At 67.5% G+C, this 21,337-nt stretch carries 17 protein-coding genes; 8 read left to right on the top strand and 9 right to left on the bottom strand.

Annotated elements, in window-relative coordinates; all coding sequences use genetic code 11:
* Window positions 1-302 precede the first annotated feature (302 nt).
* Window positions 303-1,157 carry an HD domain-containing protein gene (locus tag B5G02_RS02670; protein ID WP_094335078.1) on the top strand — a complete coding sequence of 285 codons (855 nt, stop codon included), beginning with the start codon at window positions 303-305 and terminating at the stop codon, window positions 1,155-1,157.
* A gap of 255 nt (window positions 1,158-1,412) precedes the next feature.
* Here the strand turns inward: B5G02_RS02670 and B5G02_RS02665 are convergent, their stop codons facing one another.
* The 4 genes from B5G02_RS02665 to B5G02_RS02650 all read right to left on the bottom strand — a co-directional run bounded on the left by B5G02_RS02665 (window position 1,413) and on the right by B5G02_RS02650 (window position 7,080).
* Window positions 1,413-3,011: a 4Fe-4S dicluster domain-containing protein gene (locus B5G02_RS02665; protein WP_094335077.1), complete on the bottom strand. Its 1,599-nt coding sequence runs from the start codon at window positions 3,009-3,011 to the stop codon at window positions 1,413-1,415.
* A gap of 255 nt (window positions 3,012-3,266) precedes the next feature.
* The gene (locus B5G02_RS02660) at window positions 3,267-5,261 is read right to left on the bottom strand and encodes a PTS fructose transporter subunit IIABC (protein WP_094335076.1); all 1,995 of its coding nucleotides are present in this window, start codon (window positions 5,259-5,261) and stop codon (window positions 3,267-3,269) included.
* A 112-nt stretch (window positions 5,262-5,373) separates the two neighbouring features.
* Window positions 5,374-6,282 carry a 1-phosphofructokinase gene (pfkB, locus tag B5G02_RS02655; RefSeq protein WP_094335075.1) on the bottom strand — a complete coding sequence of 303 codons (909 nt, stop codon included), beginning with the start codon at window positions 6,280-6,282 and terminating at the stop codon, window positions 5,374-5,376.
* A 42-nt stretch (window positions 6,283-6,324) separates the two neighbouring features.
* Window positions 6,325-7,080 carry a DeoR/GlpR family DNA-binding transcription regulator gene (locus B5G02_RS02650; protein WP_094335074.1) on the bottom strand — a complete coding sequence of 252 codons (756 nt, stop codon included), beginning with the start codon at window positions 7,078-7,080 and terminating at the stop codon, window positions 6,325-6,327.
* Window positions 7,081-7,375: 295 nt separating this feature from the next.
* Between B5G02_RS02650 and B5G02_RS02645 the strand changes: the two genes are divergently transcribed.
* The 3 genes from B5G02_RS02645 to B5G02_RS02635 all read left to right on the top strand — a co-directional run bounded on the left by B5G02_RS02645 (window position 7,376) and on the right by B5G02_RS02635 (window position 9,358).
* Window positions 7,376-8,125 carry a cyclase family protein gene (locus tag B5G02_RS02645; protein WP_094335073.1) on the top strand — a complete coding sequence of 250 codons (750 nt, stop codon included), beginning with the start codon at window positions 7,376-7,378 and terminating at the stop codon, window positions 8,123-8,125.
* Between the two features lie 91 nt (window positions 8,126-8,216).
* Window positions 8,217-9,002, top strand: a complete 786-nt coding sequence (locus B5G02_RS02640; RefSeq protein WP_241146139.1) for an AzlC family ABC transporter permease — start codon at window positions 8,217-8,219, stop codon at window positions 9,000-9,002.
* Window positions 8,999-9,358 carry a branched-chain amino acid transporter permease gene (locus tag B5G02_RS02635; RefSeq protein ID WP_241146138.1) on the top strand — a complete coding sequence of 120 codons (360 nt, stop codon included), beginning with the start codon at window positions 8,999-9,001 and terminating at the stop codon, window positions 9,356-9,358. The genes B5G02_RS02640 and B5G02_RS02635 overlap by 4 nt, the downstream gene beginning before the upstream one ends.
* 112 nt (window positions 9,359-9,470) lie before the next feature.
* Here the strand turns inward: B5G02_RS02635 and B5G02_RS02630 are convergent, their stop codons facing one another.
* The 3 genes from B5G02_RS02630 to B5G02_RS02620 are packed head-to-tail and all read right to left on the bottom strand — an operon-like array spanning window position 9,471 to window position 13,110.
* Entirely contained in the window at window positions 9,471-10,685 is a 1,215-nt protein-coding gene (locus B5G02_RS02630) for an electron transfer flavoprotein subunit alpha (protein WP_094335072.1), read from the bottom strand.
* Window positions 10,682-11,497 carry an electron transfer flavoprotein subunit beta/FixA family protein gene (locus B5G02_RS02625; RefSeq protein ID WP_094335071.1) on the bottom strand — a complete coding sequence of 272 codons (816 nt, stop codon included), beginning with the start codon at window positions 11,495-11,497 and terminating at the stop codon, window positions 10,682-10,684. Before B5G02_RS02625 ends, B5G02_RS02630 begins: the two co-directional genes overlap by 4 nt.
* Window positions 11,494-13,110: an FAD-binding oxidoreductase gene (locus tag B5G02_RS02620; RefSeq protein ID WP_094335070.1), complete on the bottom strand. Its 1,617-nt coding sequence runs from the start codon at window positions 13,108-13,110 to the stop codon at window positions 11,494-11,496. The genes B5G02_RS02625 and B5G02_RS02620 overlap by 4 nt, the downstream gene beginning before the upstream one ends.
* Before the next feature lie 161 nt (window positions 13,111-13,271).
* Here B5G02_RS02620 and B5G02_RS02615 point away from each other — a divergent pair, with 161 nt between their 5' ends.
* The 4 genes from B5G02_RS02615 (at window position 13,272) to B5G02_RS02600 (ending at window position 20,248) form a co-directional block, all read left to right on the top strand.
* Window positions 13,272-13,994, top strand: coding sequence for a DUF554 domain-containing protein (locus tag B5G02_RS02615; RefSeq protein ID WP_241146137.1), 723 nt, complete (start codon window positions 13,272-13,274; stop codon window positions 13,992-13,994).
* A gap of 491 nt (window positions 13,995-14,485) precedes the next feature.
* A complete protein-coding gene (locus B5G02_RS02610) occupies window positions 14,486-16,294 on the top strand; it encodes a TerB N-terminal domain-containing protein (protein ID WP_094335069.1) in 1,809 nt (602 codons plus the stop codon).
* The gene (locus tag B5G02_RS02605; protein WP_094335068.1) at window positions 16,291-17,685 is read left to right on the top strand and encodes an ATP-binding protein; all 1,395 of its coding nucleotides are present in this window, start codon (window positions 16,291-16,293) and stop codon (window positions 17,683-17,685) included. Before B5G02_RS02610 ends, B5G02_RS02605 begins: the two co-directional genes overlap by 4 nt.
* Window positions 17,686-17,860: 175 nt before the next feature.
* Window positions 17,861-20,248 (top strand): DEAD/DEAH box helicase, encoded by a 2,388-nt coding sequence (locus B5G02_RS02600; RefSeq protein WP_094335067.1) that lies wholly within the window; start codon window positions 17,861-17,863, stop codon window positions 20,246-20,248.
* Window positions 20,249-20,282: 34 nt separating this feature from the next.
* Here B5G02_RS02600 and B5G02_RS02595 read toward each other — a convergent pair whose 3' ends face one another.
* Both B5G02_RS02595 and B5G02_RS02590 read right to left on the bottom strand, forming a co-directional pair.
* The gene (locus B5G02_RS02595) at window positions 20,283-20,777 is read right to left on the bottom strand and encodes a type II toxin-antitoxin system VapC family toxin (protein ID WP_094335066.1); all 495 of its coding nucleotides are present in this window, start codon (window positions 20,775-20,777) and stop codon (window positions 20,283-20,285) included.
* A complete protein-coding gene (locus B5G02_RS02590; protein ID WP_241146136.1) occupies window positions 20,774-21,274 on the bottom strand; it encodes a type II toxin-antitoxin system RelB/DinJ family antitoxin in 501 nt (166 codons plus the stop codon). Before B5G02_RS02590 ends, B5G02_RS02595 begins: the two co-directional genes overlap by 4 nt.
* Window positions 21,275-21,337: the final 63 nt, after the last annotated feature.

Raw genomic sequence — 21,337 nt, 5'->3', positions numbered from 1 at the left:
GTGGTACGCGACCGGGCGCCTCAAGGCCTTCCGCGAGGGCGGGCGGACGGTGTACGATACGATCGCCGGGCGCAGGGGGCGCCTCGGCTACGCGACGTAGGCGGTCCAAGGTGGCCGCCGCACTCCCCTTGGCGTGATTTGGGAATTCGGGCTCGCCGTTTTCGTTGTGACGACCCAAGCGAGTGGGCGAGCTTATCAGTTCGTACGAGCGGGCTTCGCCTCTAGCAACTGGTAACATCGTATTACCAGTTCTTCCGTTACCTGATACCTTCGCAGTACCAGTTTCGTTAGTGAGGTACACAATGGCAGACCTTGTGCACACCGTAGACCGTCGCCGCGCACAGGAGGCGTTCGACAGCTACGTCGCAGGCTACGACGCCGAGAACCCGCGCATCGCGCTCAAGGTGGCGCACACCCTGCGCGTGACCGAGCTCTGCGAGCGCATCGCGCGGGAAGCCGGCTTCACGGAGGCGGGTGTGGACCTCGCCTGGCTCTGCGGGCTGCTGCACGACATCGGCCGGTTCGAGCAGCTGCGGCGCTGGGACACCTTCAGCGACGCGCGATCGGCGAGCCATGCCGCCATCGGCATCGAGGTGCTCTTCGGACGCGGGGCGGAAGGCGCGGACGCGCTGCCCGATGACGGGGCGGCGATGGGCATCATCCACCGCTTCATCGACCCCGACGACAATGCCGAGGAGATCATCCGCGCGGCCGTCGCACACCACAGCGACTTTCGCCTGCCTCGCGACCTCGACCCCCGTACGCGCGCCTTCTGCGACCTCGTGCGCGATGCCGACAAGCTCGACATCCTGCGCGTCGCGTGCCAGGATACCGTCGAGACCGTGATCGGCGCGGATGAGGAGGCGCTGCTCGCGAGCGAGATCTCGCCCGCCATTGAGGACGCCTTCTTCGAGCACCGCACCGCCTCGTACGCCGAGCGCGTCACGCCGGTCGACTACCTCGTCAACCTCGCGTGCTTCGCCTACGAGCTCACCTACCCCGCGAGTCTCGAGATCGCGGACGAGGAGGGCTACCTCTACCAGCTGCTCCGCGCGCCCTTCGGCATCACGCGGCCGTACACCAACCGCGCCACGCGGATGCTCCTCGGTCGCATGGACGGCCATCTGCGCGCGTGGATCGACGAGCGGCTCGCCTGATCCGGGCTAAAACCGGGTTTCACGGCGTGTTCGAGCCTCGATACTGTGTGGGATAGCGAAACCGTCGGGTAGCCAGCCCGAAGCGCCCGAAAAACCGCAGGTCGCGAGAAGACGAACCCCCAGTCTACTCGGACATTCCGGAATCCCACTCAGTATCTGGGCTCGAACGAAGAATCGCCCACCGAAACGATGGGCGATTCTTTGGTTCTATCGCAGCGCGGGCGCGCGTCGGGCGCCCGGCATCGGGCGAGCGCGCTAGGCGTCGCCCTTCTGAGCGTTGATGGACTCGGCGACCGCATCGCCGTCGCGCACGCCGTCGCTCTCGCGCTCGAGCACGTCGAGGTACTTGTTGTACATGTTCTCCGTCGCGAGCTTGTGCGGCGACTTCTTGGCATAGGCCCTGACCTGCGCCGCCGTCTTGTTGACCGCCTGGATGGTGCCGGCGCCGGCCACGCAGCCGCCCGGGCACGCCATACCCTCGAGCAGGTAGCCGTTGTACTTGCCCTTCGCGGCGTCCTTCATCATCTTGCGGCAGTTCTCAAGACCCTGCGCGGCCTCGACCTTCACCTCGAGGTCGGGGTGGTCCTTGTGGATGGCGTCGACCACGGCCTGCGCGACGCCGCCCGCCACCGCGAAGCCGCGGCCGTCAGCGCTCGCCACCTCGAAGTCGGTGGCGCCGTCGCCCTTGAGCTTCGTGTACTCGATGCCCTTGGCCTCCATCATGCCCGCCATCTCCTCGAAGGTGAGCACGAAGTCGACCTCGCTCTTCACGCTGCGGCGCTGCGCCTCGAGCTTCTTCGCGGCGCACGGCCCCACGAACACGATCTTCGCGTCCGGGTGCTGCTCGCGGATGAGGCGCGCCGTGAGCACCATGGGCGTGAGCGCCATCGAGATGCAGTCCGCATGCTCGGGGAACTCCTTCTTCGCCATGACCGACCACGCCGGGCAGCAGCTCGTGCCCATGAACGGGATCTTCTCCGGCACCTCTTCCAGGAAGTAGCCGGCCTCCTGGACGGTGCAGAGGTCGGCGCCGATGGCGACCTCCTCCATGCCCGCGAAGCCGAGCATCTTGAAGGCCTCGCGCAGCTTGTCCACGTTGCCGCGGCCGCCGAACTGGCCGACGAACGACGGCGCCACGGCCGCGATGACCTCGTCCCCGGCGCGGATGGCCTGGATGATCTGGAAGATCTGGCTCTTATCGGCGATGGCGCCGAAGGGGCAGCTCACCAGGCACTGGCCGCACGAGACGCACTTGTCGTAGTCGATGACGGCGCGGCCCTGCTCGTCGGAACCGATCGCGTGCATGCCGCAGGCCGCGGCGCAGGGGCGCTCGCGGTGGATGATCGCGGTGTAGGGGCAGACCTGCATGCAGCGGCCGCACTTGATGCACTTCTCCTGGTCGATGTAGGCCTTCTTGTCCTTGAACGTGATGGCGCCCTTGGGGCAGACCTCGCGGCACGGATGGGCGAGGCAGCCCTGGCAGAGGTTGGAGACCACGTACGACTCTTCCTCGCAGGCGTTGCAGGCGAAGTTGATGATGTTGATGAGCGGCGGCTCGTAGTAGGTCTCGGGCTTGGCAGCTTGCTCGGCGCCGTCGGAGATCTTGGCCGGGCGGTCGGCGCCCTGGAGCGGAAGGCCCATGGCCAGGCGGATGCGCTCGCCCACGATGGCGCGCTCGAGGAACACGCTCTCGCGGTAGGTGGCCACGTCGCCGGAGATGATCTGATAGGGCAGGTCGTCGAGCTCGTCGTAGACGCCGTCCTCCCCCTCGTACGCTATGCGCGCCAGCTCGCGGAACACCGTGCGGCGGATCTGCGTAAGGCTCGTGAACACGCCTCGCATCGCTTCTGCCATGAAAAACTCCCCTCATCGGGCGGGCTGGAACGGCGCCTTCGTGCCTTTCCGTGCGCTGCCCGCCTCGTACCGTGCATACGTAGTATACCTGACAACCCCGCGCGACCCGAATGGCGCGCCCATGATGAAACGAACATGCTGCGCCCGGAACGCGTCCAGACGCAGCATGATCAGCAGATGTTGGGTTCGGCCGGGGTGCGGTGAGTCAAATGAACCCGTCCCCAATGACTCAGTGAGCCCGTCCCCAATGGCTCGCTACTTGGCGGGGCCGGTCTGCTCGGGCGTGAGCGGCTTCTTGAGGAAGGACAGGATGAGCGCCGCCACCACGGAGCCCGCGATGAGGGCCACGAGGTACATGACCGGGTTGCCGATGACCGCGATCACCCAAGCGCCGCCGTGGGGCGCGGGGCTCGTGCAGCCGAATGCCGCAGAGATGGCGCCCGCGAGCGCGGAGCCGATGATGCAGCTGGGCAGCACGCGGCCGGGGTCGGCGGCGGCGTACGGGATCGCGCCCTCGGTGATGAACGACAGGCCCATGATGTAGTTCACCACGCCCGCCTTGCGGTCGGCGGAGGTCCAGCGGTTCTTGAAGAACGTGGTGGAAAGCGCGATGGCGATGGGCGGGACCATGCCGCCGACCATCACGGACGCCATGATGATCTGGCCGGTCGTGGTGCCCTCGGCGAGCATGGCGGTGCCGAACACGTACGCGGCCTTGTTGAAGGGGCCGCCCATGTCAACCGACATCATGCCGCCCACGATGGCGCCGAGCAGCACGAGGTTGCCCGTGCCCATGCCGTTCAGCACGTTGGTGAGCCAGCTGTTGATGGCGGCGAAGATGGGGTTCAGGCCGAGCATGACGAGGCCGATGAGGAAGATCGAGATGAGCGGGTAGAGCAGCACCGGCTTGATGCCCTCGAGCGATTCGGGCAGGTGGTCGCACGCGCGCTCGATGGCGAGCGTGATGTAGCCTGCCGCGAAGCCCGCGAAGAGCGCCGCGATGAAACCGCCGGAGATGAGCGCGCCCTGCGCCTCAGCGTCCATGGCCGTGGCGAGGTAGCCGAGCGTGAAGCCCTGCTTGGCGATCCAGCCGCCCACGAAGCCCGGCGCGAGGCCCGGTCGGTCGGCGATGGACATGGAGATGTAGCCCGCGAGGATGGGCAGCATGAAGTTGAACGCCTGGTTGCCCACCAGGTTGAAGAACGCCGCGAGCGGCGTGGAGGAACCGTAGGCGCTCGTGCCCATGCCCGACTGGTCCACGAGGAACGAGATGGCCATGAGGATGCCGCCGCCCACCACGAACGGCAGCATGTGGGAGACGCCGTTCATGAGGTGCTTGTAGATCTGCGAGCCGATGCCCTCGGTGGCGTCCGCCGCGACGGGCGCGCTCGAGCCGCCCTTGGCGTGGCAGATGGGCGCCTCGCCGTTCATGATGATGTTGATGAGGCGCTCGGCGTCGTTGATGCCCGCGGACACATTGGTCGAGTAGAGCGGCTTGCCGTCGAAGCGGGCGAGCTCGATGCCCTTGTCCGCCGCGATGATGATGCCCTTGCACGCGGCGATCTCGTCCGCAGTGAGGGCGTTCTTGGTGCCGACGGAGCCCTGGGTCTCGACCTTGATGGTGTAGCCCATCTCGTTCGCGACCTTCTCGAGGTTCTCGGCGGCCATGTAGGTGTGCGCGATGCCCGTGGGGCAGGCGGTGATGGCGAGGATCTGCGGCATGCCGGAATCGGCCGCGGCGGCCTGGGCGGGCGCCGCCTTCGCAGCGGCCTTCGCCTCCTGCTCGGCATCGTAGGCGGCCTCGGCCTCGTCGATCACGGCGAGGAACTCATCGACCGTCTTGGCGGCACGGAGCGCCGCGGGGAACTCCTCGTGCATGAGCAGCGTCGAGAGCTTCGCGAGCACCTCCAGGTGCACGTTCGCCTCCGTCTCGGGTGCGGCGATGAGGAAGATGAGGTCGGAGGGCTTGCCGTCCGGCGCCTTCCAATCCACGCCGCCCGGCACCGTGATGGCCACGAGCCCGGGCTTCTTCACCGCGTCGGTCTTCGCGTGGGGAATCGCCACGCCCTCGCCCACCGCGGTCGAGAACTCGGCCTCGCGGGCGAGCACCGCGTCGCGGTAGCGGTCGCGGTCGGCGATGGTGCCGATCCCGACCTGGAGGTCGACGAGGACATCGATGGCCTCGAGCTGCGTCGTGGCGCCAACGCCGAGCCTCACGCCCTCCTTCTTCAACAGTCCCGTGATTTTCATACTTGCTCCCTCCTCCGGCGCGGTGCCGGGCGAACGGACGAACACCTATGTTTCCGACGGAGCGCCCGCGTCGCAGGTCGGTCACCCCTGCGCCAGCCGCCCCGTATATCGGCTAAATCGTGGCGAGCAGCGCCTCGACTTCGGGGCGCGTGGCGAGCTGCATGGAGAACGCGCTCGCCGAGCCGGTGCACACGCCCATGCGGAACGCCGTCTCGAAGTCGCCATCGCTCTCCTGGAACCCCGCGACGAAGCCGGCGACCATCGAGTCGCCCGCGCCCACGGAGTTCACCACGTGCCCGCGCGGCGCCGGGCTCTCGTGCACCGAGCCGTCCTCGGCCACGAGCACCGCGCCCTCGCCCGCCATGGAGACGAGCACGTTGCGCGCGCCGCGCTCCTGCAGCTTTTGCGCGTAGGGCACGACGTCGGCGCGACGGCTCAGCTCGACATCGAAGATCTCGCCGAGCTCGTGGTTGTTCGGCTTGATGAGGAACGGCCGGTAGGGCAGGACGTTCACGAGCAGGTCGCGCGTGGCGTCCACGACGATGGACACGCCGCGCCCCTCGAGGCGCGCCATGATGCGCTCGTAGATGTCGCCGGGCAGCACGCTCGGCACGCTGCCGGAGATGATGAGCGTGTCGCCGGCCGCGAGCGTGTCGAGCTTCGCGTAGAGCGCCTCGACGTCCTCGGGCTGGATGGCCGGCCCCATGCCGTTGATCTCGGTCTCGACGCCCTCGGAGTTCACCTTCACGTTGATGCGGCTCATGCCCTGGGCGACCTCGATGAAGTCCGCCTCGACGCCCGTCTCGCGCAGGCGCCGCGCGATCTCGGCGCCGGTGAAGCCCGCCAGGAACCCCAGCGCACGGTTCTCGTGGCCGAGGTTGCGCAGGACGATGGAGACGTTCACCCCCTTGCCGCCGGGCAGCATCTCCTCGCGCGCGGTGCGGTTCACGAGCCCCAGCTCGAGGCCGTCCACCTGCACGATGTAGTCCAGGCACGGGTTGAAGGTCACGGTGTAGATCATGCTGGTCCTTTCTCTCCCTGCAGCTCTGCTCCACGCGCGGCGCTAGGGCACCGCCACGACGTTCGGGTAGCCCGCGAGCTCCTCCGGCACCGCGTCGGTCAAGGCGGTCGCGGCGTCGAAGGCGGCGAACGCCACGGGCGACACAATCGAGAACTTGCCGGAATCGCACAGCACGTAGGGCTTGAGCGTGTGCGAGAGGGCGGTCTCCTTCACGAACGCCTCGCCCGCCTCGGGCGTGGTGAACCCGGCATCGGGCGTGGCGCCGTTCGTGCCGAAGAAGCCAACGGTGAAGCGGAAGCGGCGGAGCGTCTCGACCGTCTGCTCGCCCACGAGCGCGCCCGTCACGGTCTTGATCTCGCCGGCGGGCAAGAGCACGCGGCAGCCCTTCTCGACGAGCGTCCGGGCGATCTCGATGGAGTTCGTCACGTAGGTGGCGCGCGTCTCGGTGATGGCCTCCGCCAGGCAGCCGGTCGTGGAGCCCGCGTCGATGAAGACGAAGTCGTCGGGCGCGATGAGCGACGCCGCGAAGCGGGCGATGCGCGTCTTCTGGGCGAGGTTCACGTCGAGCTTCTCGCCCACCGTCTGGTCCATGGACACGACGCTCAAGCGGGATGCGGCGCCCACGGCGCGCGCGCCGCCGTGCACCTTGACGATGCGGCCCTCCTGGGCGAGGCGGGTGAGGTCGCGGCGCACGGTGGAGTCCGAGGCGCCGAGCGTCTCCATGAGCTCGGACGAGCTCACGGTTCCGCGCTCGTCGACGAGGGCGGTGATTCTCTCAAGACGTTCTTCGGCTAACATGGCTCATCTCCTCACTCGACAGAGACCGCAGGCGGCGCAGGTAAGCGCTGCCGGTGCGTCATTCGCCAAATTCAGTCTTAACCCATCAAATCTCTTCACAATCCGTACTGTATCATCACAATCAGTCATTATCAGTCAGAACCATTCACACTCCGCCAACGGTAGGCATGCGACGGTGAACGGCGGCCCGCGGCCGCGTAACAAGTTCGCGCGATGGGCTGCGCCGCGCCCGCGCGCCCGGCGCCCTGCCGTACAATGCTCGTATCCGCTGAACGCGATGCGAAGGGAGCGCGCGATGAGCCTGTGGAACGTATATGACGAGCTGAAGGACGCGACGTGGGTCGACCTCACCCACCCGCTCACGAACGAGAGCCCGTATTGGGCGGGCATCCCCGAGGGGTCGGTCGAGCTCTGCCGCACCGTCTTCGATTACGACGAGGAGATGCTCTCCTGCCGCATCCAGACCTACAAGTTCCCCGGGCAGTTCGGCACGCACGTCGATTTCCCGAACCACTTCACGCCGGGCAAGCCGGGCGCCGAGGCCTATGGCGCGCAGCACATGGCCATGCCGCTGTGCGTGATCAGCCTCACGGGCAAGATCGCCGCCGAGGGGCCGGACACCGCCGTGACCGTGGAGGATATCGAGGCCTGGGAGGCCGAGCACGGGCGCATCCCCGAGGGCGCGTTCGTGGCGCTGCGCACCGACTGGTCCCAGCGCTGGCCGGACAACGACGCGCTCAACAACTTCGACACGGAGGGCGGCGAGCACTGCCCCGGCTGGTCGATGGAGGCGCTGCGGTTCCTCTACGAGGAGCGCGGCATCCAGATGAACGGCCACGAGACGTTCGACACGGACGCGTCGTTCCTCGCCGCGAAGGCCGGCGACCTCGCCTGCGAGCGCTACGTGCTCGATAACGGCCACCTGCAGGTCGAGCTCATGACGAACCTCGACCAGGTTCCCGCGGCGGGCGCCATCGTGTTCGTGGCGTGGCCGCGCATCGAGGGCGCCACGGGCCTGCCCGCGCGCGTCGTCGCCGTGTACTAACCGCCCGCTCGAACCCGCGGCGGGGCGCCGTCGCCGCCCCGTGATAATCTGGTGTCAGTCACCTTTTTATCACCCTCAAGGAGACCTGCTCGTGCAAGAAGACATACGACCGTGGGGAGCGCGGCTCGCAGCGTTGCGGGCCGCGTTCCCCCTCACGATCCCCATCCTCGCCGGCTTCGTGTTCCTCGGCATCACCTGCGGCATCTACAGCATCTCGCTCGGCCTGCCCTGGTGGATACCGACCCTCATGGCCTGCTTCATCTTCGCGGGCTCGGCCGAATTCGTCGTGGTCTCGATGCTCACCGGCGCGTTCAACCCGCTGCAGACCTTCCTCATGGTCTTCATCATCAACGCGCGGCACCTCTTCTACGGCATCTCCATGCTCGAGCGGTTCCGCGGCCAGGGCAGGAAGCGCCCCTACCTCATCTTCGCGATGTGCGACGAGACGTTCTCCATCAACTTCTCCGCCGAGGTGCCTCCCGGCATCGACCGCGGCTGGTTCATGACCTGGGTGAGCCTGCTCAACCAGCTGTATTGGATCTTCGGGTGCACGCTGGGGAGCCTCGCCGGCAGCGCGCTCGCCCTGAACGTCGAGGGCATCTCGTTCGCCATGACGGCGCTCTTCGCGGTGATCTTCATCGACCAGTGGCTCAAGGACCCCACGCCGGCAAGCGAGGTCATCGGCGTCGTCTGCGCGCTCGGGGCGCTCGTGGCCTTCGGGAGCGAGCTCTTCATGATCCCGGCGATGGTGCTCATCCTCATCTGCATCACGCTCGCGCGGCGGGCACTGGAGCAGCGCCTCATGGCGGATGAGGAGGCGTCCGGGAACGGCGCGGGCGGCGCCGAGGGCTGCGGGCAGGCGGGTGATGCCCGATGACGACGACGCAGATGGTCCTCACGGTACTCGCCGCCGCCGGGGCGACGGTGCTCACGCGCGCGCTGCCCTTCATCGCGTTCCCCGCCGGCCGGCCGCTGCCGCCCTACGTCCGCTACCTGGGGCGCGCGCTGCCGGGCGCGGTCTTCGGGCTGCTCGTGGTCTACTGCCTGAAAGATGAGCCGCTGCTCACCGCGCACTTCGGTGTAGGCACGCTCGGCGCAGGGCTTGCGGGCATCGCGCCCGAGCTCATCGGCATCGCCATCGCCATCGGCCTCTACCTCTGGCGCCGGAGCATGCTCGCCTCGATCCTCGCGAGCACCGTCGTCTACATGCTCCTCGTGAACTTCGTGTTCTGAGCCATTGGGGACGTGAGCCATTGGGGACGGGTTCAATTGACTCAGTGAGACAATGGGGACGGGTTCAAATGACTCAGCGAGTCAAACGAACCCGTCCCCAATGACTCACCCCTTACCGCGCCTCGAGCTGGGAGATGAGCTCGCGGGCGAACGCGACGCAATCGCCCACCACGGCGTAGCGGGCGACGTCGAGGATGGGCGCCGAGGCGTCCTCGTTGACGGCGATGACCGTCTTCGCCCCGCCTATGCCCGCAAGGTGCTGGATCGCCCCCGAGACACCGAGGCTCAGCAGCACATCCGGTGCCACGGACGCGCCGGTCTGCCCCACCTGGTGCGCGTACTCGAGCCAGCCGTTCTCGACGAGCGGGCGCGTGCACCCGAGCCCGGCGCCCAGAAGCTCCGCCAGGCGCTGCGCGACCTGCAGGTTCTTCTTCGACCCGATGCCGCGGCCCACCACGACGAGGCGCTTCGCCTGGGCGATCGTGGCGCTCGGCACGCGCTCGATGCCGAGCGAGCGGACGCGCGGCCGCACGGCGGCATCGAGGGGCACGTCGGTCACCCTAGCCTCGCCCGCGGGCGAGCACGCCCCGCCCGGCGAGGCGGCGCCCGCCGCGACGGGGAACACGCCCGGACGAACCGTCGCCATCTGCGGGCGGTGCGCCGGGCATTCGATGGTCGCCATGAGGTTCCCGCCGAAAGCGGGGCGCGTCTGCCGCAGCAAGCCCGTCGCGGGGTCGATGTCGAGCTGCGTGCAATCTGCCGTGAGTCCCGTCTGCAGGAGCACGGCCACCCGCGGCGCCAACTCGCGCCCGAAGGCCGTCGCGCCGAAGAGCATCGTCTCCGGCAGCCGCTCCTCCGCGAGGCCGGCGAGCCAGCGCGCCCAGACCTCGGCATCCGGGCAGGCGAAGCGCTCGTCCACCGCGCGCAGCACCTCGTCCGCGCCCGCCGCGAGCACGCGCTCCGCCTGACCCGACGCGTCCCGCGCCTCGCCGAGCACCGCGACCACCCGGTAGCCGCGCGCCCGCGCGAGCTCGCGCGCCTTGCCCACGAGCTCGAAGGTCACGGGCAGCACCGCGCCGGCCGCATCCAGCTGCGCCACGACCCAGATGTCCCGGTACGCCGAGAGGGCGCGGCCCTGCGCGGGCGCTCCCCCGCGCTCGACCGCGATGGCGCCCACGGGGCACGCGTCCACGCAGGCGCCGCAGAGCGTGCAGGCGTCCGTGGCATGCGCGAGCCGCCCTTCCACCACCACGCCGCCGAAGGCGCACGCCCGCTCGCAGCGCTTGCAGCCGACGCAGCGATCGGCATCGATGCGAAGCCCGCTCATCGTCCCGCCTCCCCTATCAGCTCGGCGACGCGGCGCGCCTGCTCCGCGACCGTCCCCTCGATCAGCTCCACCTCGCCCACGCGCTCGGGCACGAACGAGCGCACCACCTGCGTGGGTGAGCCGCTCAGGCCGATGCGCGCCGCGTCGGCATCCACCTCGGCCGCCCCGAGCACCGAGACCTCCGCGTCGCGCGCCGCAAGCACGCCCGCGATGCTCGGCATGCGCGGCTGAGCGATGTCCTTCGCCACGGTGATGACCGCCGGCAGCGGCGCCTCGACGGTCTCGATGCCGCCGTCCACCCCGTGCCGCGCACGGATCCGCCCCGGCGATGATAAAAAGGTGTCTGACACCAAAGTATCACGGACGTCGGTGATGCAGAGCACGTCGAAGAGCCCCGCGAGCATGGGGCCGATCTGGGCGGTATCGCCGTCGACCGCCATCTTTCCGCAGATGATGAGGTCGAAACCTCCCAGCTCGCGCAGGCCGCACGAGAGCGCGTAGCTCGTGGCCAGGGTGTCCGCGCCGGCGAACGCGCGGTCGGAGAGCAGGAGGGCCTCGTCCGCGCCGCGGGCGATGCAGTCGCGCAGCAGCTCCTCCGTCGCCGGGATGCCCATGGAGAGCACGCTCACGCGGCTGTCGAGCCCCCGGGCCGCGCGCTCCTCCTTGATGCGCAGCGCCACCTCGAGCGCCGCCGCGTCGAAGGGGTTCACCACGGCCGACCCGCCGTCACGCACGATCGTATGGGTAACGGGATCCATGCGCACCTCGGTCGAAGCGGGCACCGCCTTCACGCACACTACGATGCGCATCATGCCACCCCCTCCTCTCCAGAGTGATAAAATCCAGACAGGCTGGTTTCTATCATCTTCACGTCGATGAGGTTGCCCCGCCCCAGCTGCGCGGCGGGGTCGAAGGCGAGCTTGAGCCGCGCCATCTGGGCGAGCGCCTCCTCGCCGTACATCACCGCCAGAAACGAGCGCTTGATCTTGCCCACGCCGTGCTCGGCCGAGACGGCGCCGCCCATCTCCGTGACCGCGCGCGCCCAACGCTCGAAGAGCTCCTTGCCGCGCAGGAACTCGTCCCGCGTGCGCGGCAGAATGTTCACGTGCAGGTGGTTGTTGCCGATGTGGCCCCACGCGGCTGACTCGAGCCCGGCCTCGGCGAGCGTCGAGCGGTAGAGCGCGATCACGTCCGCGAGGCGCTCGTCGGGCACCGACATGTCGCTGCCGAGCTTGGTGATGGTGGGCTCCGTGCGGCGGCGCTCGTCGATGAGCATGTTCACGCTCTCGGGCACCGCGTGGCGGAAGAAGCGCAGCGTCTCGCGGTCGACCGCCGTCCGGGCCACCCACGAGTCGCACGGCTCGCCGCCCGCGGCCTCGACCACGGAGGCGAGGCGCGCCACGTCCGCCATGGCCTCGTCCTCGCTCGGCGCCTGGATCTCCACGAAGAGGCAGCAGCCGAACGACGCAGGGAGCTCGGGCAGGGCGGCGAAGGCCGAGCCCGCGGCACGGGCGCGCCGGAGGATATCGAGGGCCGCCGGGTCGAAGTACTCGAGCGCCGCGGCGTGCCGCAGCCGGCCGCGCGCCGCCACAGTCGCCTCGACCGCCTGGTCCTCACAGGCGAAGAAGCAGCTCACGCCCCAGATCACCGAGGGTGCGGGCATGAGCTCGAGCTCGAGCTCCGAGATGACCCCGAGCGTGCCGTCAGACCCGATCACCAGGTCCACGGCGTCCATGTCGTCCGCGGCGAAGTAGCCGGACGCGTTCTTCGCGTGCGGCATCTGGTACGCGGGCAGCTGGACGCACATGCGGTGACCGCCCTCCGTGGTGAGCTCGAGCGTGCGGCCGCGCGCCCGGCACGCCCCGCGCTCGAGCGCGAGCACGTCGCCGTCGGCGAGCACGAGCCGCAGCGCATGCACATGATCGCGCATGGCGCCGTAACGGTAGCTCCGCGCACCGGACGCGTTGCACGCCGCCATGCCGCCGAGCGTGGCCGAGGTCTCCGTGGGGTCCGTGGGGAACATCTGCTCGGGCGCTTCGGCAAGGCGCGCCGCCGCGGCGCGGGACGCCTCATCCCAGCCGTCCATGGGAAACGCCTTGGCGCTGAGGTACTTCCGCAGCTCGGAGAGGACGAGGCCGGGCTGCACGCGCAGGTAGAACGCCCCACTCGCATCCTGGCGCAGGCCAAGGCAGCGGTTCATGCGCGAGAGGTTCAGCACGTGCCCGCCTTCCGGGACGGCGCCTGCGGCGAGGCCGGTGCGCGCGCCCTGCACCGTGATGGGCACGGCGGTCGGACGCAGATCGCGCAGCACCGCGCGGAGCTCGTCCTCGGTGCGCGGGAACGAGATGCTGTCGGCCGTGCCGCGCGTGCGCGACTCATCGTGCAGGTAATCGTCGAACTCAGCCGACCATGGCTGGATGAGCATGTCCGCCTCCCCTCCGCGCCCCATCGCCGCCGCGCCGGCTAAAACCCCGCGACGCGACGCGGCGCCTAGCGTAGAATTGAAGCACACATGCATCGACACCGCAGGTAGGACGCGCGTCCGACGCGGTATGGAAACAATCGCGCATCGGGGGGATCGCACCCATGGTCGGAATGGGAACCGTCATCAACGTCGCGCTGCTGCTGGCAGGGGGCATCGTGGGGCTCGTCGGCGGAAGCCTCTTCACGCCGCGCGTGCAGGACACGCTCATGAAGGCGGCGGGGGTGAGCGTGCTCTTCGTGGGGCTCTCCGGCGCGCTCGCCGGCATGCTGAGCGCGCAGCCGGACGGCGCCATCGTGAGCGGCGGCTCCATGATGGTCTTCGCGTCGCTCGCGTTCGGCTCGCTCATCGGCGAGCTCATCGACCTCGACGGGAGGTTCGACCGGTTCGGCGAATGGCTCAAGCGCAGGACGGGCAACGAGGGCGATAACGAGTTCGTGAACGCCTTCGTGACCGCGTCGCTCACCGTGTGCATCGGCGCCATGGCGATCGTGGGCTCCATCCAGGACGGCCTCACGGGCGACTGGTCCACGCTCGCCATGAAGGGCGCGCTCGACGCGCTCATCGTGCTCGTCATGACGGCGTCCATGGGCAAGGGCTGCCTGTTCTCGGCCATCCCCGTCGCCGTCTTCCAGGGCAGCATCACATTCCTCGCCCAGTTCATCCAGCCCATCATGACCCCAGAGGCGCTCGCGAACCTCTCGCTCGTGGGCTCGATCCTCATCTTCTGCGTGGGCGTGAACCTTATCTGGGAGAAGCTCTTCAAACCCGCGAACATGCTGCCCGCGGTGGTCATCGCCGCCGCGATCGCGTTCCTGCCGCTGTAGGGCGCGCGCGGGCGGCGCAGGGTGCGGGTACGGGAGCGTGTCGACCAGCGGACGCGCAGGTACGCTGACCAGCGGCTGCGCGGGCACCCTGACCAGCGGCTGCATGGGTACGCTGGCCAGCAGCTGCGCGGGTACCCTCATGCAGCTGCTGCGCAAGTGCATAAGGGTGCCCACGCAGGTGCCACGGGTGGTTCCCAACTGGTTACTACCAATTTTTGAGGTTCGGAGCCATTTTCGAGCATGTTTTCGCGCTGAAACTGCTCGAAAGTGGCTCCTACGCCCGTCCGTCCCGATTATGCGGGGTCGGAACGCCCCCCGTGCGGGAACATCACCGCTGACACCGCCGCTGACGCCGCCACCGCAGCTGACGCCGCCGCTGCACCCGTCGCGCCCTCCTGGTAATCCTCACACAATAGTTGCGAACATATGTTTGCTCCTGTAGTAGAATAGGTTGTTACCGAAGGCAGCGCGGACGAGCAGGAGGTGGCGCGATGGCATCGAACGAGGACAAGCTCCGCGACATCCAGCGGCTCATCGAGCGCATCACCTCGAGCGACCGCATGCGCTCGAGCGCGCACTTCTCCCAAGCCGTGTACCGCGACGAGCCCATCCTCACCACCGGGCGCCAGATGGCGAGCTACCTGCCCGAACGCTATCGCGAGATGCGCGCTATCACGCGATGGCAGGAGGAGCCCGGCAAACGGGGTCGCTGGCTCAGCGAGGCGGAGCTCTTCTACCGCCAAGGCATGTTCATGGCGGACTTCGAGGATGACTGCCCCTACCACGGGGAGTTCAAGAGCTACTACCCCACCCACAACGCCATGAGCGACCGCCAGCTCCGCGGCTACTTCACCTGGCGCACGCGGGTGCGGCGCGGCGACATCCAGGAGACGTCGCTGTCCTTCGTCTACCTGTATATCTATGAGCTTCTGAACGGCATCGGCGTCGCGCGGGCAGAGGAAGGGTTCGAGCGGCTCCGGACGGTCTGGCGGGCGTACCGGGAGTTCTCGCCCGAGATCGACCGCTTCGTGGTGCCGTGGCTGCGCGATTACGTCATCTATAACGGGCTCGACCCCGCGCTTCTTGAGGACGACCCCACCATCGCCTTCGATCGCGCGCTGCTGCGACTCGTGCAGGCGAGCACCCCCTTCGACCCGCAGGTGCTCGAAAACATCGATGAGCTCACGCTGGAGCCCGAAAACGGCAACCCCGCCGCGGGGCCGGGCGCGCCTGCCGCACCCGCTCGCGAGACAGCGCTCCCCCTCCCGCCCGACAGCGCGCGCGAGAGCGAGCTGCTCGAGGCCATCGATGCGCTCTCCACCTACCGCGTGCGGCTCGCCCGCCTCTACCACGACTACCCCGACGACCTGCGCCACGTCGCCTGCGCTGTCTTCGTGCGCCTGCTGCGCTACTACCGCAAGAACCGGGTGAACGGGCTCATCGAGAGCCTATTCGGCGAGCAAGCCCGGATGCCCTACACCATGTTCGGGAGCGCGGTGTTCTTCGAGGCGCAGCCGCATGCAGACACCGACTACCTGCTCGACCCCATCCACGGGTACCGCTGCCGCAACGGGCGCTGGGAGTGCGTCCGCACCTACGGCGCGCACGACAAGAGCTCCAAGCTCGGAGCGGTGATGCGCGCGGTCGACCGCAAGCTGCGCGCCGCGCTGTCCTATCCGCATCCGCTCAAGGAGCAGAAGCTGCCGAAATACCTTGCCGAGATGATCGACAAGGAGATCTCTGCATGGCTCTCGTGGAAGGAGGCGCACGCGCCGCGCCGGGTCGACATCGACCTCGCGCAGCTCGCCGGGATCCGCCGGTCGGCGGCCGAGATCCGCGAGGCGCTGCTCACAGATGAGGAGCGGGAGGATACAATCGGCATGCCTTCCTTCGACGCCCCTGCGCCCGTTTCCTCCGGCGCAGTTCCGCAAGATTGTTCGCGAAGCGAACGATCTGAGGACTGTTTGAGCACGGAGGAAACGGGCGCAGGGGCGTCGAAGGGGATCGAGTTGTCCGCACGGAATGCTGTAATAGAGCCGGGAGAAAACGTAGCCGAAACCGCACCTGACCTGGGCGGCGACGCGGGCGTGCTCGATGCGGTGGAGCGGGCGTACCTGCAGGCGCTGCTCGCGGGGACGGCGCCGACCGTGCCCGCGGGGGTGTCGGAGGATATGCTTGTGGATGGCATCAACGAGAAGCTCTTCGATCTGGTGGGCGACACCGTCATCGAGTTCTGCGCCGCAGGCCCGCAGGTGATCGAGGATTACGAGGACGACGTTCGAGGGGTGCTTGCATCATGACCGAGACCGCAACCGCCGCGCCGCGCGTGCCCAAGCGCGTGGCAGCCGTGATCTTGAACTCGCTCAAGGGCGGCGTCGTGCCGCGCATCGGGCTGCCCTACATCACCGTGGGACGCGAGACCGAGATCCGCGCGCTCCTCACCGACCTCGCGCTCATCGCAGACGGTGGGGCGAGCTTCCGCTTCCTCGTGGGACGCTATGGCAGCGGCAAGAGCTTCCTGCTGCAGACCATCCGCACGCATGCCATGGGCGAAGGGTTCGTGGTGGCGGACGCCGACCTCTCCCCCGAGCGGCGCCTGCAGGGCGGCCAGGGGCAGGGGCTCGCCACGTATCGCGAGCTCATCCGCAACCTCTCCACCAAGACACGACCCGAGGGCGGGGCGCTCGCCCTCGTGCTCGACCGCTGGGTCCATGAGTCAATGGGGACGGGTTCAATTGACTCACCCGCAACCGACGCGGACGCGGCAGATGCCCTGCGCGACCAGCTCGCGCCCCTCGAGGAGCTCGTCCACGGCTTCGACTTCACGCGCATGCTGCGCATCTACCGCGACGCGAGCATCGAGGGCGATGACGAGCGCAAATCCTGCGCGCTCAAGTGGTTCCGCGGCGAATACCGCACTAAGACGGAAGCGAAAGCGGAGCTCGGCACTTCGACCATCATCGGCGACGACGACTGGTACGACTACGTGAAGCTCTTCGCGGCGTTCCTCACGGGCGCGGGCTATAAGGGGCTGCTCGTGCTCATCGACGAGCTCGTGAACCTGTTCAAGATTCCCAACGCCATCACGCGCCAGTACAACTACGAGAAGATTCTCACCATGTACAACGACACGCTGCAGGGCAAGGCACGGCACTTAGGGATCATCATGGGCGGCACGCCGCAATCTATCGAAGACCGGCGGCGCGGCGTGTTCAGCTACGAGGCGCTCCGCAGCCGCCTCACGCAGGGGCGCTTCGCCACGGAGGGCATGCGCGACATGCTCGCGCCCATCATCCACCTGCATCCCCTCACCTACGAGGAGCTCTTGGTGCTCATCGAGAAGCTGCAGCAGATCCACGCCGGGTACTTCGGTTACGCGCCGCGGCTCACCACGGAGCACCTGGTGCAGTTCCTCAAGATCGAGTTCGGCCGCGTGGGGGCGGACACGCACCTCACGCCGCGCGAGGTCATCCGCGACTTCATCGAGCTTCTGGACATCGCGTATCAGAACCCGAATGCGCCGGTGGAGGGGCTGCTGGGCAGCGTAGGCGGCACGGCGGGCGAAGGCGGCGCTGCGGGCGATGGCGGCACAAGCGTAAGCGGCGCTACCGACGCGACGACGGCCAGCGCCTCCGCGAGCAGCGGCACCGGCGAGCGCTCTCCCACCGAATTCGCCGAGTTCACCATTTAGCGTGTGGGACTCTGAGACCTGGTGTCAGAATCCCACGCGACAACGTCGACATTTTTCGCCATTTTTCTCCTCGCGAACGGTAAAACTGTCGGAAAATGTCGACGTCGTTTGCCACGGCGAAACGTGGAACTCTGAGACCTGGTGTTAAAGTCCCACTGAGGGAAGGAGGGCGGCTATGGGCATCTTCGAACGCTATGCACCGTTCGTGCAAGACTTCATCTACGACCACGCATGGGAGAACCTGCGCGGCATCCAAGTCGCCGCCGGCGAAGCGATCTTCAACACCGATGAAAACGTGCTGCTCACCGCCTCGACCGCTTCGGGCAAAACGGAAGCGGCCTTCTTCCCCATCCTCACAGACCTGTGGGAGAACCCGCCCTCAAGCGTGGGCGCGCTCTACGTGGCGCCGCTCAAAGCCCTCATCAACGATCAGTTCATGCGCCTGAACGACCTCTGCGAAGAGGCCGATATCCCCGTGTGGCACTGGCACGGCGACGTTTCGTCCTCGCATAAGCAGAAGCTGCTGAAACATCCGAGCGGCATCCTGCAGATCACGCCGGAATCACTCGAGGCGCTGCTCATGCATCGACACATGGCGGTGCCGCGCCTCTTTCACGACCTGCGCTTCGTGGTGATCGACGAGGTGCATTCGCTGTTGCGCGGCGACCGCGGCGGGCAGACGCTCTGCCTCGTCGAGCGCCTCTCGCGCATGGCAGGCGTGAACCCGCGGCGCATCGGCCTTTCCGCGACCATCGGCGACCCGGAGCGCACGGGAGCCTTCCTTTCGAGCGGCACCGGACGCGGCTGCATCATCCCGCGCTTCGAAGAGCCCGGGCGCACGTGGCGGCTCTCGATGGAACACTTCTACCTAACGGGCCCGCAGGCTGTCGAGCGCGCGGCAACCGAAATGCCCAAGCGTGCAGACGGCGCGGTGGAAGCCGACGTCCTGTCGGTAGAGCGGGTCGAGGACACAGATGAGACTTTAGCACCTGGTGCCAAAGTCTCATTGTTGGAGGCGGGTGAGACTCTAACACCTGATGCCGGAATCCCGCCCGCCGGCACCGGCCTCGCACCGCGCGTCACCGATACCGCACCGGAAAACGCCGACCCCGGCATAGGCTACATCTTCGAGCGCACGCGCGGCCACAAGTGCCTCGTCTTCGTGAACTCGCGCGAGGAAGCCGAGGCCGTGTGCACGATGCTTCGCAGCTACTGTGAGGCGGAGCACGAACCCGACCGCTTCCTCATCCACCACGGCAATCTCTCGGCGAGCCTGCGCGAGAGCGCCGAGGACATCATGCGTGACGACGAGCGGCTCGACACCACGGTCACCACCGCCACGCTCGAGCTCGGCATCGACATCGGCCGGCTCGAGCGCGCCTTCCAGATCGACGCGCCGTTCACCGTATCGAGCTTCCTGCAGCGCATGGGGCGTACGGGCAGGCGCGGGGCCCCGCCCGAGATGCACTTCGTCATGCGCGAGGAACAGCCCGAGCCGCGCACGACCATGCCGGAGACCATCCCGTGGAAGCTCCTGCAGGGCATCGCGCTCGTGCAGCTCACGCGCGAGGAGCACTGGGTGGAGCCGCCGCGTCTCGATCGGCTGCCCTACAGCTTGCTCTACCACCAGACCATGGCCACGCTCGCCTCGTGCGGCGAGCTCACGCCGGCGGAGCTCGCTGCCCGCGTGCTCACGCTCTCCTACTTCCACCGCGTCTCCGCCGACGACTTCCGCGTGCTCTTGCGCCACCTGCTCGAAACGGAGCAGATCCAGCAGACCGAAGCAAGCGGCCTCATCGTGGGGCTCGCGGGCGAGCGCATCACCAACTCGTTCAAGTTCTACGCGGTGTTCCAGGAGAACGAGGAGTTCACGGTGCGGAGCGAGAGCGCAGAGCTCGGCACCATCGTGAACCCTCCGCCCCCGGGCGAGCGCATCGCCATCGCGGGCGCTTGCTGGCTTGTGGAAGAAGTGGACTGGAAGCGGCACCTCGTGTACTGCACGCAGGTGAAGGGTCGCGTGCCGGCGTACTTCGGCGACTGCGCGGGCGACATCGACACGCACGTGCTCGAGCGCATGCGCCGCGTGCTGGCGGAGCACGAGGCGTATCCGTACCTGCTCGACAACGCGCGGGCGCGCCTGCGCCAAGCGCGGTGGACGGCCGAGCAGAGCGGCGCCGCCACGCAGCCCCTCATCAACTTGGGTGGCGACACCTGGGTGCTCTTCCCCTGGCTCGGGAGCTACGCGTTCCTGGCGCTCGAACGGCTGCTCAAGATCAAGTGCGCGGGCGAGCTCGGGCTCCGTGGCCTCGATCCGGCGCGGCCGTACTACATCCAGTTCCGCATGCGCGCGGACGAGGATACGTTCTGGAGCGTGCTCGAGACGGAGGCCGAGAAGGACTTCGACCCCCTCGACCTCGTCTACCCCGGCGAGGTGCCGTACTTCGACAAGTATGATGAGCTGCTACCGGCCGAACTCGTTCGCAAGGGCTTCGCCGAGGGCGTTCTCGACATCGAGGGCATGCGCGCCCGCGTGCGTGAGTGGTGCGCCGCCCGTCGCGGTTGATTGGGGACGGGTTCGTTTCAACCCATCCCCTCGGCTACAGAGACGACAGCGTTATGTACGTGAGCGCATCCGCCGCATCCATGGCATTCACGGGGCTGTGCCGCAGGAACCGCTCGTCATTCGTGACGAGTACATCGGCATGGCAACGCGATGCCGCGGCCGCCACGAGCGCATCTTCGAAATCATGCATCTGACTTCGAAATTTCCCCGCAAGCCATACGTCTGAGACATCTACCGCAACCGGCGTGGCGATCTCTTGCATGTTCTGGACACACGCCCAGGCGTATGCTTCCGCCGAGCGTGCATCCTCCTCGCTCAGCACGCCATTCACCGTCCTACTTTGGCGCTTCAATGCGCTAGAGAGCGCATAGTACACGTCCTTAAGGCTGCTCACAGCGAATGCCAACGTCACGCCCCGTTCGAATGCAGTGTCGAGCAAGACATGGGCGCGCATATGCTGTTTGCGATCACCGTCAAAAGCATCGATCCAGATATTCGTATCGATAAGGAGCGTGGGTCCACTTTTCATAGCAGGTAGCCCTTCTCCCTAAAATGCTCGTCCCTGAGTAGGTCGGTGTACTCTCGATCGGATAATTCGTTACACTCTGGGTCTTGTTCCGCTATGTTCATCGTGGTTCGGACATCTTGCCACAGGGAAAGGCATCTATGATATGCGGCCGCCTTGCGTTGGCGTTCGGCAAGTTCGTCTGCAGAGGGTTCGGCGGAATCTGGGTCAAGGGTGGTGCGCAGTTTCTCCGGTTCGTCCTGATAGCGCACGGCAAGCGACCACAGCATGCGCACCGCCTGTGTAGGCGTAAGTCCAGCGGCGGCGAGTGCAGCATCACCCGAAGCTTTCAAATTGGCATCGATACGCGCGTTCACCTGGGATTGCGCGGGCTTTTGTTCAGGTTTTGCCGAAAGACCCGGCCGAGTCCGCGCTCCACGCGTCGCGCGTGCAGGCCGGGAATCATCCCCCGCAGCTTTCTTACGAACCGGCGCCCCTACCACAGCATTCGCCCGAGTCATAGCTACCTCCTCGAAATAGCCCACCTTGATGGTAACGCGCTGCGGAACGCCTGTAAAGCATGT

It is taken from the genome of [Collinsella] massiliensis (assembly GCF_002161605.1).
GTDB lineage: Bacteria > Actinomycetota > Coriobacteriia > Coriobacteriales > Coriobacteriaceae > Enorma.
This window is presented reverse-complemented; position numbering and strand designations above follow the sequence as displayed.

What these genes read in the sequence shown, in the direction of transcription:
- B5G02_RS02670 (WP_094335078.1), top strand. Translation starts at nt 303, where the DNA reads ATGGCAGACCTTGTGCACACCGTAGACCGTCGCCGCGCACAGGAGGCG.
- B5G02_RS02665 (WP_094335077.1), bottom strand. Translation starts at nt 3,011, where the DNA reads ATGGCAGAAGCGATGCGAGGCGTGTTCACGAGCCTTACGCAGATCCGC.
- B5G02_RS02660 (WP_094335076.1), bottom strand. Translation starts at nt 5,261, where the DNA reads ATGAAAATCACGGGACTGTTGAAGAAGGAGGGCGTGAGGCTCGGCGTT.
- pfkB (WP_094335075.1), bottom strand. Translation starts at nt 6,282, where the DNA reads ATGATCTACACCGTGACCTTCAACCCGTGCCTGGACTACATCGTGCAG.
- B5G02_RS02650 (WP_094335074.1), bottom strand. Translation starts at nt 7,080, where the DNA reads ATGTTAGCCGAAGAACGTCTTGAGAGAATCACCGCCCTCGTCGACGAG.
- B5G02_RS02645 (WP_094335073.1), top strand. Translation starts at nt 7,376, where the DNA reads ATGAGCCTGTGGAACGTATATGACGAGCTGAAGGACGCGACGTGGGTC.
- B5G02_RS02635 (WP_241146138.1), top strand. Translation starts at nt 8,999, where the DNA reads ATGACGACGACGCAGATGGTCCTCACGGTACTCGCCGCCGCCGGGGCG.
- B5G02_RS02630 (WP_094335072.1), bottom strand. Translation starts at nt 10,685, where the DNA reads ATGAGCGGGCTTCGCATCGATGCCGATCGCTGCGTCGGCTGCAAGCGC.
- B5G02_RS02625 (WP_094335071.1), bottom strand. Translation starts at nt 11,497, where the DNA reads ATGATGCGCATCGTAGTGTGCGTGAAGGCGGTGCCCGCTTCGACCGAG.
- B5G02_RS02620 (WP_094335070.1), bottom strand. Translation starts at nt 13,110, where the DNA reads ATGCTCATCCAGCCATGGTCGGCTGAGTTCGACGATTACCTGCACGAT.
- B5G02_RS02615 (WP_241146137.1), top strand. Translation starts at nt 13,272, where the DNA reads ATGGTCGGAATGGGAACCGTCATCAACGTCGCGCTGCTGCTGGCAGGG.
- B5G02_RS02610 (WP_094335069.1), top strand. Translation starts at nt 14,486, where the DNA reads ATGGCATCGAACGAGGACAAGCTCCGCGACATCCAGCGGCTCATCGAG.
- B5G02_RS02605 (WP_094335068.1), top strand. Translation starts at nt 16,291, where the DNA reads ATGACCGAGACCGCAACCGCCGCGCCGCGCGTGCCCAAGCGCGTGGCA.
- B5G02_RS02600 (WP_094335067.1), top strand. Translation starts at nt 17,861, where the DNA reads ATGGGCATCTTCGAACGCTATGCACCGTTCGTGCAAGACTTCATCTAC.
- B5G02_RS02595 (WP_094335066.1), bottom strand. Translation starts at nt 20,777, where the DNA reads ATGAAAAGTGGACCCACGCTCCTTATCGATACGAATATCTGGATCGAT.
- B5G02_RS02590 (WP_241146136.1), bottom strand. Translation starts at nt 21,274, where the DNA reads ATGACTCGGGCGAATGCTGTGGTAGGGGCGCCGGTTCGTAAGAAAGCT.